Below are 14,107 nucleotides of genomic sequence, written 5' to 3'. Positions count from 1 at the left end.
CTGGGCAAGGAAAAACCTACACCTAAATTAAGCAGGGTATATTGCTTTACGCCTTTATCTGTCCGCTTGGATTCAACAAGGCGATAGGTATAATACTGCCCACCGTCTTTCCTTCCTTTGATTGTAGTTCTTCGAATATACATGCGTCGCAGCTTGGCATAAAAAAGTCTGCATGTCAAGTCTTTATTATTTTTTATGGCACTACAAGCGATGGTGAATTTCTATGTGGCTGAAATTCTGACGATTTATTTTTTTAGCGCAACGAAAAACTTTCATCAGGGGAGATTTTGAGAATAATTGTCAAAAACTTGGGTTAAAATTATTATACCACACAGTGTGATTGTTTTAGTCCCTAATAAACGAACCACTATTAAAAAATAATTGCAATTTCCGATTAATTAGAACCATTTGAGTAACCTAACTGAAATTTCTAACGAATCAGGCCCCCTGAGACATGATACAACCGATGCGATCGTACATATGCAGCTATCTCGGTTGCAGTATGTGCAATAGAGGTAACTCATTGAAACATTAGTATTGTTAACCCAGTGACCAGTTTCCGACAGAGTGATAACCACGCGGGATAAAGGTCATATTCCCAACGAGTTATACATGTATTGTTTACTCAATCATTATAACTGTATAGAAAGAGAAACCTACTGCCCGATTTTCAGCTAAAATAATTCAGATCACACTACCCCCAATGCTTGTTATGCACTCCTGCTAATTGTGTTTTTTAAATGCTGCGAGTTGAGTTATGATTAAAAGTGTTTCTTGAGAAAGATGTAAGGGTCACGGAAAAAATAAATTATCCAATCTTACTTGTCTCTCAACTCGGGAACGTCGTCGCGTTAATGGCTCAATACGGTCAGCATGGAACCATTAGCGCTACGACGTTACCAAACCGATATCCTACGCAATTTTTGGATATTTATTCTTTTCCGCGACCCTAAAATAGAGACTATGTATCCTGTTGGGATCAGTTCGCCAGGTGAAACCATTCAGAACTGATTGAAATATCAGCATTGTTATCCCCGTGATCAGTTACGTAAAATTGGCTTATCCCGTGATGGTAAGCAAAAAACATGTTGTCAAACCATCCTTTTCACCTGCGCCATGAAACCGATGATGGTCGGTACTAAGAGTTGCAAAACACGTAAGCACAGGGTGCAGCCGGTCTATATTAAAAAACCACTTTTCTATCTGGCTATAATTGCGAAATTTTGAAAAAAGGCATTTTCAACAATTTGTCAAAAATGGCGATTTTTGGCATTAAAACACAATTATTGACAAATCATGGAAAAATGATGTTGTGTATCATGCTAATTTTCCTTATTTTCTTTTCTCCCTGTTTTTTTAGGAAGACCGGCTACACCCGTAAGCACATTACACCAGCCCCACAAAGACACAGGATCCGGCAGGTGTACATAGCCAGCGATAGCCCGGAAGGAGAAGCCTTTGACTTCACAAAAGAACAAGCTTGGAGTGTATTATTCTCCTGAGGATTATGCAAATTTTTGGCGAAGGATAGCTGCCTGGGTAATTGATCTCCTTGTCCTTTCGCTCCTAGTATCTTCCTACTCTCTGCTCTTTGTTTATTGTACAGACGGCAATTCTAGCGCATTCACCATATTGTTCACTGTCTCACTTACGACGTGCCTCCTCTATTTGACAGTTATTAAAGCCTCACAGTTTTCTACTCTTGGATTCTGGTGTACGAAAATACAGATAGTTAATTTATTCGGAGAAAAGCCCAGTTTCTGGACCATGGGATTTCGATTTATTTTACTCACTCTTGGTCCATTTGAACTAATAATCGACCTATTATGGTTAACAGGAGAAAAGACCAAGCAAACACTGAGAGATAAATATGCAGGCACCTACGTGATACGAAAAAATGCTGTACCAATTGGAAAAGCTCCAATTATACAGAGTAGACTTGATGTTCTTGGCTGGCATCTTGTTTTCAGTGAAGTTGACATTCCTGAATAATTACGCCCTATCCTTAGCAAGGATTTAATGAAAAGTATTTTAGATGGTTATAAATTTTCTTAAATACCAAGTCATCATGGATAAAAATTCAGTAAAAGCTTACAATAGAGTGACTAGAGACAGGCAGCCATCGTTATAAAATGTTTTACACCAAGAAGACTATTTTTAACGTGACCTCAGGGAGATCCTACATGAAGAATTTCACAGTTCAATACCATTTCAGGAAATCATTCTCTTTGCCATGCATTCAAGCGCTTACCCTTACCATCTTGTTACTTGGTACACCCCAGGCAGGATTTTCAGCAACCGCTGAACAAATAGATAGTGAGGTGGAACTGGCTATGAACATATTAACCAGCACTATCCCTGCTGCTAAAAAAATGGCTCCTGATGCCAAAGGGATATTAATCTTTCCAAGCATCATCAAAGGTGGCCTGATAATCGGTGGGCAGTATGGTGAAGGAGCCTTGCAAGTTCCGGGAAAAACTACCAAATACTACAAAACTGTTTCTGCTTCCTATGGCTTGCAGATAGGAGCCCAGACCTTTGGTTACGCTTTATTTTTTATGGATGAAAAAAGCCTGGGTTACCTGCAACAGAGTAAAGGTTGGGAAATTGGAGTGGGCCCCAGCGTAGTACTTGTGGACGAAGGCCTGGCTAAATCAATGTCGTCAACTACAGTACAGGATGGCATCTATGCTTTCTTTTTCAGCCAAAAAGGACTGATGGCAGGACTTGGTATCCAGGGCAGCAAGATATCGCAATACACTCCTGCCAAATAGCGTCAGAGGCCTGAAAATAATATATTCATTTCAATGTCGTGCAGGAAAGGCACATTCATGACCAGAAAGCCCTCCGACAAAAAATTTCCCGACATATCTGCAAATACATCCCGAAGATTGTTCACTGATTTGATCATCGGTTTACTGAGCATCGTAATAATTGTAGCCAGCCTGAGCATGGGAGGATACTTTTTCATCGCCTACCGAAAAGCCTCCCAGACCCTTGAGGGTGATGCCGATCAATACATATCCTATCTGATTAAAAGCCTTGAATTACCACTATGGTCTCTGGATGATGAAACTGTTCAACAAATTGGAGATGCATATATGACTTCTGGTCGCGTCTCGCTTCTGGAAATTATCTCCAATGCATATGAAGAGGAATATATTTATGTAAAGAAAAAGGATGACGAGAACGACATGGTGTTACGCAAAGCGCAAATCTTCCATTCAGGGCAGATTGTCGGCAGTATCCGGATAGGCCTTTCCAGGGCATATTATGAAGGGGAACTGTATCGTTTCTTGATTTCAAGTATCGGAATCCTTCTGATTATAGTTTTAGCGATGATGGTGGCTACTTCATTGATGCTACACTACTTTGTACGCAAACCCCTTCAACTGCTAATGGATGTGGCCGAAGATATGTCCCAGGGTAATTACGAACGAAAACAGGAAAAGATCCGGCACTATGAAATAAGCATTGTCTACGGCCAGTTGGTCATTATGGCTGAGAATGTAAAAAGAAGAGAAACGTCTCTTGCAGAATCCAACACTAGACTTCGCGGAGAAATCGCGCGCAGGGAAAACAGTGAGCGGGAGATTCTCCGGCTGAGAAACTACCTCTTCAACATTATTAACTCTATGCCCTCCTGTCTTGTTGCAGTGGATATTAAAGGCAGGGTGACCCAGTGGAACAACCAAATGGAACAGGCTACAGGCATATCTTTTAAAGACGCACTCTCCAGACCACTGGCTCAAGTTTTCCCACGTCTGGCAGAAAAAATGCCTGAGATTGAAACCGCTATCCGTGAAAGCAGGGTAGTTCTAGCCCCTAAAGTATCCCGACAGACAAAACAGGGAACATGCTTCGAAAATATTACCATCTTTCCCTTGATAGCCAATAAGGTGGAAGGAGCAGTAATTCGGATAGACGATGTTACCGAACATGTACGCATGGAAGAAATGATGGTTCAGAGTGAGAAGATGCTCACTGTTGGAGGCCTGGCCGCGGGTATGGCTCACGAAATCAATAACCCCCTGGCTGGTATATTGCAAACGACAGGAGTTATGAGCAACCGTCTGAGTACCAACCTCAAAATCTCGGCAAATAGAAAAGCAGCCGAGGAGGCAGGTATTACCCTGGAGGCCATAGAGCAATTCATGAAATCCCGGGGCATTTTCCGCATGATCGATACTATTAACAGTTCCTGCAGGCGGGTTACCGAGGTCGTAAAAAACATGCTCTCCTTTGCCAGAAAGAGTGATGAGGGCATGATCCCGTACTCTATGGATGAGATAATGGACAGTGCTCTTGATCTTGCTGCCACTGACTATGATCTGAAGAAAGAGTATGATTTCAAAAAAATTACAATCATTAAGGAATATACAGACAGCCTTCCGCCCATTCCATGTCAAAAGTCCCAAATTCAGCAGGTACTGCTTAACATTTTGGGTAACGGCGCCCAGGCAATGAAAAGTGCAGGAACAGAAAATCCCCACTTCATTATCAGAGCATATGTGGAAAAGCATAAGGATATGATCTGCCTGGAAATTGAAGACAATGGCCCTGGAATGGACGAAGTTATACGAAAAAAAATATTTGACCCCTTCTATACAACAAAGCCTCCTGGAATGGGAACCGGCCTTGGGCTAAGCGTATCCTATTTTATTATTACGGAAAACCATCAGGGAAAAATAACAGTAGAATCCGAACCCGGTGCCGGTGCAAAATTTATCATATCCTTGCCTTTATATCGTCGAAGGCAGCAATAATTATGTACCAGAAACAGATTCAGGAGAGTTACCAGGTTTAGCCCCTTACCCATGAGTAGCCACCGCAGGTCAATCATTTCTTTGTATATCAACAATACGACTGTAGCAAGTTGTCAACGTTGCAGCAGCCATTTAAGTGTAATAAGCGGAGTGATTGTTCGTAGCTGACGGAGAGAATAATGGGTGCCTCTCCAGGTAATTCCACGCTCATAAAGAGTTACCAGCATGGCACGAAGAGAAACGAGCAGCAAAATGCCCGGAGCCAAAGGAGCCCAGAGCAAGGAATGCAACGGAGCCATCAATCTGCGGCACACAAGGAAAAAACAGAGCAGTTTAAGCAGTACAATGATTCCACAGAACAACTGCACCAGACCACCTGCAAAGAGAATCCCCAGATATGGCAAGATGCTCAGTCCGATTATGATCAGGGCGGCACCAATAGCGGTAGGGATGTGAAAATTGTAAAAGGCAAAGACGTTTTTCATCAGCCCCCCCACCATATCGCCGGTTCCTGCGTACCAATCTACTGTCACATGGTGATATCCGCACAGGCAATCCTGAGAATATCCATGCTCCTTCAAGGTCTTGCCCAAAATGAGATCGTCAATGGGATGCAGCGGATTGGCCGCATGGCCACCAATGTTGTCGTAAGCACTTCGGGCAACAAGATTAAAGGCACCAATACCAATGAAATATTTTCCTCCCTTCTCTGCTGCTTTCCAGGGACGCAGGAGCAGAAAAAGCCCGGTCATGGCCTCGACAATAACCGCGTTGAGCAGCCCTCCTGGTGCGGTATTACGAAAGAGCAGGGTCAGATGATCAAGTTTGTTACGGTAAACATGTTCCATTGCTCTTTTCAAGGTGTCAGGAGCAAAACGAATGTCAGCGTCTGTAAACAAAAGATACTCCCCGCTTGCCAGCTCAACCCCTGTATGGAGGGCGTAATTTTTTCCGAGCCATCCTTCTGGCAGCGTGGTGATATGTACTCCCTTTACTGCTGGGATATCGGCAAGAATCTTGTTCAACACCTGGCCTGTTGCATCGGTTGAACGGTCATTTATGATGATAAGCTCCAGTGGTCTGTACTCTTGAGCAAGTATGCTGTGTACGGTCTCATGAAGATTATCGGCTTCGTTGCAGGCCGGCACAATCACCGACACTTTAGGTAGTTTGATTTCGCTTCCCACCACGTTTTCAAGTCGCACGCCTTCCAGAGTGCCAAGTTTGGACAGACCATACCACAGCAGAAACAACATATACGCTGTGAACAGAGAAACCGCAAAGGACCAATAAAATAGCATAATAGTAAAGAAAAAAGTTTGGCACGTGGAAAAATACATTATCCGAGTTTACTTCGTAATGGCATATGCTCAGCCCGGATTTTCCACGATCATAGCTTTTAGGGTCGCAGAAAATAATTAAAATCCAAAAATAGGATATCGGTTTGGTAACGCCGTCGCGTCAATGGTTCCATACTGGACGTATTGAGTCATTGACGCGACGGTGTTACCGAGTTGAGAGACAAGCAAGATTGGATAATTTATTTTTTCCGTGACCCTTAATAAAGAAGAGGCACCGGACATACAGCCGTAATAAAACGAACCTTTATTTTTTATAATCAGCAGAAACAATCCCACATTTCCGCATCAACCGCTGCAGGGCCTGCCGTTCCAGGCCGCAGGCTGCAGCAGCATTGGTGACATTACCCTGATGAAGGTTAAGCAGGTTATGAATATAGCCTGTGGAAAAAGCACTCACCAGATCAGCTTTAGCCTGGTTATAAGGTGCTGCATAGTAATGACGTATATCATAGCCAGGGTCTGATCCATACGATTTCGATTGCCCATTGCCATCCTGCAACAGCAAATGCAAATCTTCCATCTCAACCCTTTTTCCGGCAGCAAGCAGCACTATCCGCTTGATGCTGTTACGTAATTCCCGAACATTCCCCTGCCATTTGCGATTGCACAGGTACTGCAATACATCAGGAGCAAGTACCACGTCTTCACGGTCGTACTGTTTTGTAAACAAGGAAAAAAAGTAATGGATCAACAAGGGAATATCTTCAGGTATCTCCTTCAGTCCGGGCATTACCACGGTTACCACGTTCAAACGATAGAACAGGTCTTCTCTGAACTCTCCGGCACGTATCTTTGCCTCGAGATTTTGGTTGGTGGAGGCCACCACACGGACATCAACCTTGATGGTCTTGTTCTGCCCCAGGGGTTGAATTTCCTTTTCCTGAAGCACACGCAGCAGTTTGGTCTGTATTGACACCGGAATATCAGCGATTTCATCAAGGAGTATGGTTGATCCCTGGGCCTCCAGAAACAGTCCTTTTTTATCGCGTAATGCCCCAGTGAATGCACCTTTGCTGTAACCGAAAAGTTCACTTTCCAGCACGTTTTCAGGAAGCGCAGGACAGTTAACAATCACCCTCTTCCTCTCACTGCGGCTACTGAGCTGGTGCAGGGCTCTTGCAGCGAGTTCCTTTCCGGTTCCACTTTCCCCCCGTATCAAAACAGTGGCATCAGTATCAGCCACCCGTGAAATCAGATCAAGGGCAGCTCGTAAGGGAGGGCTTTGACCGACAAAGCCTTCTGGCAGGCTAAGTTGCTGCAACTTTTGCTGCAAGCTAACATTGGTGCGCAGCAGTGAGGTACGTTCTATGCAATTATTAACCAACCGGACAATATGATCTTTCTCAAAGGGCTTTTGCAGAAAATCATAGGCACCGTTTTTTAAAGCCTCCACAGCCATGGCAATAGTGCCGTAACCAGTCATGATAATAACAGAAACAGTGGCATCACATTCCCGAATTCGCTTCAGCAGTTCAAGCCCATCCATATCAGGCATCTTGATATCTGAGACAACAACATCAGGGTTGTTGCCCTTTATCAAAGGAAGCGCATCAGTACCTGAAGGTGCAGTTATGACATCACATCCACATTTTTTTTGTAGAACAAGCTTGAGCATGAGCAGCATGTCCGGTTCATCATCCACAACCAGGACCAGAGGCTGTTTACTCTGATTTTCCATCATCATTTTTCTTTTTGTCAGATTTCTGTGCGGCAAGGTGCTGGAAATATTTTTGAATAAACTTCCCGGAAATAGTATCACGATTGCTCACATCCGGAAGGGAAATATACTCCGCAGCTTGCTTTCCAAAAACAGCATAAAAAACTTCTTCAGAGAGCAAGGCCAACTCTTCATAAATAGCATAGACCTCCTTGGCGTCCAATGAACAACCGGCCAGACGACAATACACTGGACGAAACGTGTGCAGCAGGCACTTGCCATCTTTACGCAGAGGACATTTCGTATCAGATATGGAATGGAAGACAGGCAGTTGCCCTTCCTGCAAAGTATTAGTGTTCTCTTCTTTCTTGCGGGTATCAGTTATCCCGACAGCCTGGTCGATAATAGCATTGCGCTGCTCAGAGGTAAGCGCGACATTGACCTTGTTGTTCAGGTATAATGCCTCAATAAGTGACAGATTGAAATTTTTACTGCAGGTTTCTTTCTTTTTTCCACAGCTGGCAGGCCCTGACTCTTCTATAAGCCTGTCCACCTTCTCCAGCAGCTGTTCATACCGTTTGTAATATACGCTAAGATCGTCACTGCGGCGATTTTCCGCTGAAGGTTCATAGAGTTTCAGCTGCCCTTCTTTTTTCCCGAATTTTCGGAGCAGCCACCACTGGGAAAAATTAGTGGGATTGGCTCTGGTTCTTGCTTTTCTCAGCAATTTTTCAGCTTTTCTGAGGTTAAATCCTCGTCGCAACATATAGGCGGTAAGGAAGGTACCGGTTCGTCCGACCCCGTGTTTACAGTGTATAAGCACCTTTTTTCCAAGATAGATTGCCTCATCAAGCCATTCAAGCCCTTTTTCCATTTCCTCCATGGGGGGCGCTGTCTCATCAGGAATGGGGATATAAAACACTTCAAAACCAGCCCCTTCTTCGAGCTCGTGGAGATCTGAAAATTCGCCGCAAAGATTCACAATACCACTGATCCCCTGTTCCCGTATACTGTCCAGATCATCATAGGACATAGGGGCATGACCAACGGCCAAGTGATCAGTTATCCAAGTCATTTCATAGCCTGACATATGCTTTTACATCCCTGAAATCTATCTCTATTGAAAACAGCCATCCTGTAAAGCTGGTGTGTTGTGATCAGTTGCCGTTGTCATCCCTGCTCAGAAAAAGAATACCTGCCATTAAAAAAATCATCGACACAGGTCTCTACCATTTCAGGATCTTCCAGTACCATATCCATGAGTTTGGTCGCACCCAACAGTCTACCGAGCATATCCAGTTTAGCGGCAAGCTCTTCCTTACCAAGAGATTGCAACTTACCTTCCAGCAGGTCTCCTTTGTGTTCCACCCTGAACCCCAGGCGAAGCAGTACACCAACAATAAAATCAATCCGCAAAACACGGTGATCATAATCGCCTCCACCACCTGCAAAGCGCAGCATGCAATAGTTTTCCACACTGTTTTCACCACATAATACGTCAAGGATGGTGAAATGGTACCCGAATCGAATATTAAAATGAAGATAATCAGCACCAATGGCAGCATAGCTGGCAAAAGCAAAGCTATCTTTTTTCGGCGGCACCCCGCCAGCCAGTTCAATCTTATCGTAGGCATCCCAGTCAAAAGGTTTCTGTTTCCACTGTACATCAGGGTGACTCATCCCTGCCCAGAGAGCCTGAAAAGGAAATGAGGCGACCTCTTCCAATGGGATAGATTTGCGTTTGCCGATATCAGCAACAAATCCACCTCCTACATCAAAGAGGAACACATCCAGGGGAATATCTGCAACAAGCCGCAAAGCTCCCCTGCCCGTCCCCGGCCTGGCTGTCGCAAACATGGCCTGCAAGGCCATTTCATGACAAAAACGGATGATATCGTGCATGGAACGGCATCCTTCGGGGGTAAAATTTGATGCAGCAGCATCAACCAGTTCAAGGGGGGTAATAAATTTCATTACCTCTCGAAGAATGCGAGAACGCTCTCTCTTTTTTGTTGTACGTTCACTCTTTTTAAGCAGTTGTTCTACCTTGCCGCTGTATACGATCCCCCTGTCGCCATCAACAGTTACCAGTTCACCAGAAGGGAGGCTTTCAAAGGCTTTTTCCCTGCCAACAAGCAAGGGAACACCAAATTCCCTGGCAACTGTGGCAAAATGGCTGGCCCTGCTGCCATGCACGGCAACGACGGCAGCCAATCTATTGAGAACACGCACATATTCAGGAGGGCTGTCCATCGTAACCAAAACAGCACCTTCAGGGACACTATCGAGATTATTGGAAACATCCAAATGATATACCAATCCGGAAGCAACACCAGGTGCTGCACACCTGCATCCATCAAGAAGTTTTATGCTGCCCGAAATCTCGGGCAAAGAGCCGGAGTCTTGTTCCGATACGTGTAAAGGTCTTGCTTGAAGAATGCTTAACATATTGTTTTGATCAATGGCCCATTCTATATCCTGTTCACAACCGAGCGTCTGCTCTATCTCCAGCCCATACCGGGCAATGCAGACCGCCATTTCTTTATCCAGTTGACTGCATTCCCCATTGCAGTGAGATAAAACAGGAGGCTGCTCTCTACTGAAAAGATACGTATCCGGGTTGTCATGTCCTCCTACCAGCCGCTCTCCAAATCCAGGCACCGCATGGAGCTGCATTTGTTCAGAATCTGAGACAACATTTCTGGTATAAAGCACTCCGCTGGCAACAGGTAGCACCATCTGCTGAACAAGCACAGACATGGCAGTCTCCTCGTCACCCAGGCCATGACTGATACGATAAAACAATGCTTCTGGAGAATATTTGGATGCCAGGACCTGTAGGTATGCCTGTCCCAAAGAGTTGCGATCGACATGTAATACCGTGGAATATTGTCCGGCAAAGGTTATGCCGCTATCTTCAATTATTGCACTGCTGCGTACAGCAACGAGACGCTCTTGATCGCCGCTAAGCCCAGGTAAAACCTCATAACCTGTGAGCAACTCTTCAAGCAGCAGCGGGGGCACCTCGCCCTGCAATATCATATGCTGCAATTCCTGGGCGTGGTGATTGAGATTGGCTGGTTCGAAAATTTGAATTTCAGCAAGCAGTCTGTCAATTTCCGGCCTGAGATCGTTATATTCAATGAAATAATGGTATCCGCCTGTGGTTACCACAAAACCTGGTGGAATCGGCAATTGTAGTTCCTGGAGCAGGATCGCAAGATTTTTTGCCTTGTTTCCAATTTCAGGATTATCCCGTTGTATATCATCCAGCCTGTAAACAAAGGGTGCTGCATAGGTTAATTTTGGCGGTGCCAGAAGAAATCTTGTGTAGAAATCAAATTTTTTATGATATGCCTTTAAAGAAGCATAGCTCCCAGGAGAGATGACTTCAAGAGCGGCTACCATCTCCCTGACATTAGAAGAAAAATCAGTAAACCTTTTTCGAATGGCAACCAGATCTTCAGGCTGACCGCTGTGGAGAATATCCTGAAATTCAGCCATTTGTTCATGGCTGAGGATATCATAATTAAGGAGTTTCTTCAGGGCCTCATACCGTTCCCGAAGCATGGTTCCGGGAGCAAACAGACGATAGCTCCAGTGCCTGAAAAGTGTATTGAGCAACATCGTGTCTCCCTGTAGAGATAGGATGGAAAGTACAGTTCAGTTTACATACAATTATCCTCAGCCGGTACAGGCATGGTTGATGGGGTTTGGCGACTCCACTTCTGCACCAATTTCCTGCCCAGGCCCCAGCAAATATAACAGGCCAGCAGGCTGATAAAATACCAGAATACTGCACCAATCAACACAGGTTCCCCACCTGGATTAACCAGGCAGATGACATAATTTTGCCCGAACAGTTCCTGCAGATTTTCCTGTCGGTAAAATTCATTGAGAAAAGCAAATACAAAAAATATGGGAATGACTTTTCTGGCAATGCCAAGGAGAAAACCTTCAAAGAAATAATCATAGTAGGCTCTATTGAGTTCTGCCTGATCGATATTTCTGGCAAGCATTTTTCCTTTCTCGGGATCCTCACACTGCAATGCTTCCTGCCGGAGGTCAAACCAATGATGATACTCTTTTTCCAGTTTAAGAAAACGTTTAGTAACAATAACCCGGTTTAGAAATTTGGTCAGCAGTACAGTACACAGGGCAAGAACAGAAATAAGTACTGCGGGACCAAGAAAATGCAGGTGCTGGAGTACCGCATAGCAAGTTTCTCCTGCAAAGATAAACCCTATTACCAGGTATTCCCAAACTCTATCAAGAAAGGCATCCATTGTTACGATTTCCAAAAGATATGGTTTTAGCCTCACAGCCGGAGAAAATGCCTCTCCGGCTGTGTACATATGCAGTACCTCTGTTGACCTTTAGATCCAGACTTCAATCTTGAAGAAGCGGAAAAAGAGAAAGAACAGAGTAATAGCAAGAACAACCTTGAGCTGCATCTCACTGAACATTTTCTGGGCACGGCTACCGAGCATACCACCAGCAAAGCCGCCGATGATGATGGCACCAGCCAGGACCCAGTCAGGCCAGTAGCCGATCATAACATACCCGATAAAAGAACCAATACTGGAAAAACAGGTTCCTATCAAAGAGATCGGCACCGCAACATACATAGGTAATGCACCTATACTGGTCATGGCAGGTACGAGCAGAAAACCACCGCCAACTCCAAAGGCACGTGAAACAATACCTATAAGTATACCAAGAAAACAGAACAGCAGAGGATTAATGCGGAACTCTTCACCCCAGAACTTGAATCGGTAATCCATAAGTCCGGTTTTGATTGGTTCAATGGCTCCCATTTCCATGGCACCACCAGTTTCTTTTGCCTTTTTAACCGCAGCATTGAACTTCTGGGTCATGGCCTTAATATTCTTCCGCTTATTCATGGCCTTGGGTGTCATCTCACTCAGTGTTTTAATTCCCATGAGCACAACCAATATTGCGAGCCACTCTTTATAGGCAGCCATGGGCATAATAGCGGAAATATATTTTCCGAGCCAAATGGAGCCAATAAAGATACCGACACCGAAAGAAATACCCACTGGCCAGGCAACCCGTTTCTCAACCACAGCAAAACGGTAAAAAGAACCAAGCGGAGAGAAAAGGGTCAACGCCATGTTGGAAGGCTTTAGCACGTTTGCCGCGTTCACGCCAACAGGACCGGCTGTATTGACAACCAAAACCTGGAATGCAGCCATGAGCAAACCACCTGCAGCACCGATCATGGAAAAATAGGTTCCTACGGCAATGGCGCCAAGAACAATCCAAAGAGGGTTCATATAACGAAACCCTTTGGCAAGCCAGAAACCTTTGCCTTTTAGGCTGAAAGATGTAGATTTTTCACCATTGACATAGACGTCAAACGCAGTGTCAGGAGGAGTGTGGCGATATGAGGTCAGGGTTGCGGTAAACTTACCTGTGGCCTTGTCCAGATTAACGGTAGTCCCCTTATCCCAGTAGTTGCCACTGGACTGATCCTGAAGGACGGTTCTGGAAAAAATAACGACTTGACCTACACGCTGGCCCTCTTTGACAATGGTATTGATACCATAGGAACTCTCATTAGCCCACTTGAGCATGGTCCATTGGGCTGCTGTTGTAATGGGGCCCAGGGCTGCTCTGGCTGTTGCATCAATGGCATTGAAATCATCCTTTAACAGATAACTGTAGGTGGAATACAGGCCTTTAGTGCGCCCCTTACCGAGCAAAACTGAAGGACCGCCGAACCTGGTATCGTCTACCCGTTTACCAAAAGCAGAAGGATTGGTGGTCAAAACATAATAGAGCGGTGGAATGGAGGTATCCATGCCAAAATCGCGCTTATCGGTTTCCTTGGCAAAGGTCTTTTTCTCATGGGGCATCGTAGCGTCAGCAGGTTTAAACTCCTCCTGCTGCGCAACTGTCAGATACAGGTCCTTACCCGGTTCAATGGTTCCTTCAAACGTAATTGTGTCACCAACATTACCGTTGGTGGTTACCTTAACTTCAGCAAGTGCCAGACTCTGGCTCGCCAGAAGAAAAGCCCCCAGACTTAACACCGCCATCAGCGGCTTGCGCACGACTTTCATGCATTCTTCTCCTTATTGTATGAATCTCCGTTACTGTTAACCCAGACTAGTATCTCTTTCCAAAATTCTGTAATTACACCTCCCTCTTTTTCACTCGTGTCTGTCCAGCATACTGATTTTCCTCTAATTTCAAGGCATATATATACCCCTGGCATACAGCTGAAATTGAGTGCTATCCTCCTTCGAGGGTATGAAATGACATATTTCAGCAAAATTGAGCCAAAAGGCCATCACTGG

At 44.8% G+C, this 14,107-nt stretch carries 9 protein-coding genes; 3 read left to right on the top strand and 6 right to left on the bottom strand.

Annotation, left to right across the window (positions count from 1 at the left end; genetic code table 11):
* Positions 1-1,458: 1,458 nt before the first annotated feature.
* From G493_RS0112735 to G493_RS32175, 3 genes are all read left to right on the top strand, one after another.
* A complete protein-coding gene (locus tag G493_RS0112735) occupies positions 1,459-1,992 on the top strand; it encodes an RDD family protein (protein WP_028580706.1) in 534 nt (177 codons plus the stop codon).
* A 191-nt stretch (positions 1,993-2,183) separates the two neighbouring features.
* Positions 2,184-2,774 (top strand): lipid-binding SYLF domain-containing protein, encoded by a 591-nt coding sequence (locus G493_RS0112730; protein ID WP_205623675.1) that lies wholly within the window; start codon positions 2,184-2,186, stop codon positions 2,772-2,774.
* A gap of 57 nt (positions 2,775-2,831) precedes the next feature.
* Entirely contained in the window at positions 2,832-4,766 is a 1,935-nt protein-coding gene (locus G493_RS32175; RefSeq protein ID WP_051309275.1) for an ATP-binding protein, read from the top strand.
* 113 nt (positions 4,767-4,879) lie between these two features.
* Here G493_RS32175 and G493_RS29100 read toward each other — a convergent pair whose 3' ends face one another.
* From G493_RS29100 to G493_RS0112695, 6 genes are all read right to left on the bottom strand, one after another.
* The gene (locus tag G493_RS29100) at positions 4,880-6,022 is read right to left on the bottom strand and encodes a glycosyltransferase (protein ID WP_051309274.1); all 1,143 of its coding nucleotides are present in this window, start codon (positions 6,020-6,022) and stop codon (positions 4,880-4,882) included.
* Positions 6,023-6,371: 349 nt separating this feature from the next.
* Positions 6,372-7,805 (bottom strand): sigma-54-dependent transcriptional regulator, encoded by a 1,434-nt coding sequence (locus G493_RS0112715; RefSeq protein ID WP_035274389.1) that lies wholly within the window; start codon positions 7,803-7,805, stop codon positions 6,372-6,374.
* Positions 7,789-8,859, bottom strand: coding sequence for a protein-tyrosine phosphatase family protein (locus G493_RS0112710; RefSeq protein WP_232363762.1), 1,071 nt, complete (start codon positions 8,857-8,859; stop codon positions 7,789-7,791). The genes G493_RS0112715 and G493_RS0112710 overlap by 17 nt, the downstream gene beginning before the upstream one ends.
* 95 nt (positions 8,860-8,954) lie before the next feature.
* Complete coding sequence (locus G493_RS0112705) at positions 8,955-11,411, bottom strand: PEP/pyruvate-binding domain-containing protein (protein ID WP_028580702.1); 2,457 nt, start codon at positions 11,409-11,411, stop codon at positions 8,955-8,957.
* Positions 11,412-11,452: 41 nt separating this feature from the next.
* A complete protein-coding gene (locus G493_RS0112700) occupies positions 11,453-12,139 on the bottom strand; it encodes a hypothetical protein (protein WP_028580701.1) in 687 nt (228 codons plus the stop codon).
* A gap of 21 nt (positions 12,140-12,160) precedes the next feature.
* On the bottom strand, positions 12,161-13,870 hold the full coding sequence (locus tag G493_RS0112695; protein ID WP_035274355.1) for a sulfite exporter TauE/SafE family protein: 1,710 nt from the start codon (positions 13,868-13,870) through the stop codon (positions 12,161-12,163).
* Positions 13,871-14,107: the final 237 nt, after the last annotated feature.

This window comes from Desulfogranum japonicum DSM 18378, assembly GCF_000429945.1.
GTDB lineage: Bacteria > Desulfobacterota > Desulfobulbia > Desulfobulbales > Desulfobulbaceae > Desulfogranum > Desulfogranum japonicum.
Note: the sequence above shows the minus strand (reverse complement) of the source record. Positions and strands in the feature narration are given on the sequence as shown.

Coding starts and splice junctions, on each gene's coding strand:
- G493_RS32175 (WP_051309275.1), top strand. CDS start 2,832: ATGACCAGAAAGCCCTCCGACAAAAAATTTCCCGACATATCTGCAAAT.
- G493_RS0112710 (WP_232363762.1), bottom strand. CDS start 8,859: ATGACTTGGATAACTGATCACTTGGCCGTTGGTCATGCCCCTATGTCC.
- G493_RS0112705 (WP_028580702.1), bottom strand. CDS start 11,411: ATGTTGCTCAATACACTTTTCAGGCACTGGAGCTATCGTCTGTTTGCT.
- G493_RS29100 (WP_051309274.1), bottom strand. CDS start 6,022: ATGTTGTTTCTGCTGTGGTATGGTCTGTCCAAACTTGGCACTCTGGAA.
- G493_RS0112715 (WP_035274389.1), bottom strand. CDS start 7,805: ATGGAAAATCAGAGTAAACAGCCTCTGGTCCTGGTTGTGGATGATGAA.
- G493_RS0112700 (WP_028580701.1), bottom strand. CDS start 12,139: ATGTACACAGCCGGAGAGGCATTTTCTCCGGCTGTGAGGCTAAAACCA.
- G493_RS0112730 (WP_205623675.1), top strand. CDS start 2,184: ATGAAGAATTTCACAGTTCAATACCATTTCAGGAAATCATTCTCTTTG.
- G493_RS0112695 (WP_035274355.1), bottom strand. CDS start 13,870: ATGAAAGTCGTGCGCAAGCCGCTGATGGCGGTGTTAAGTCTGGGGGCT.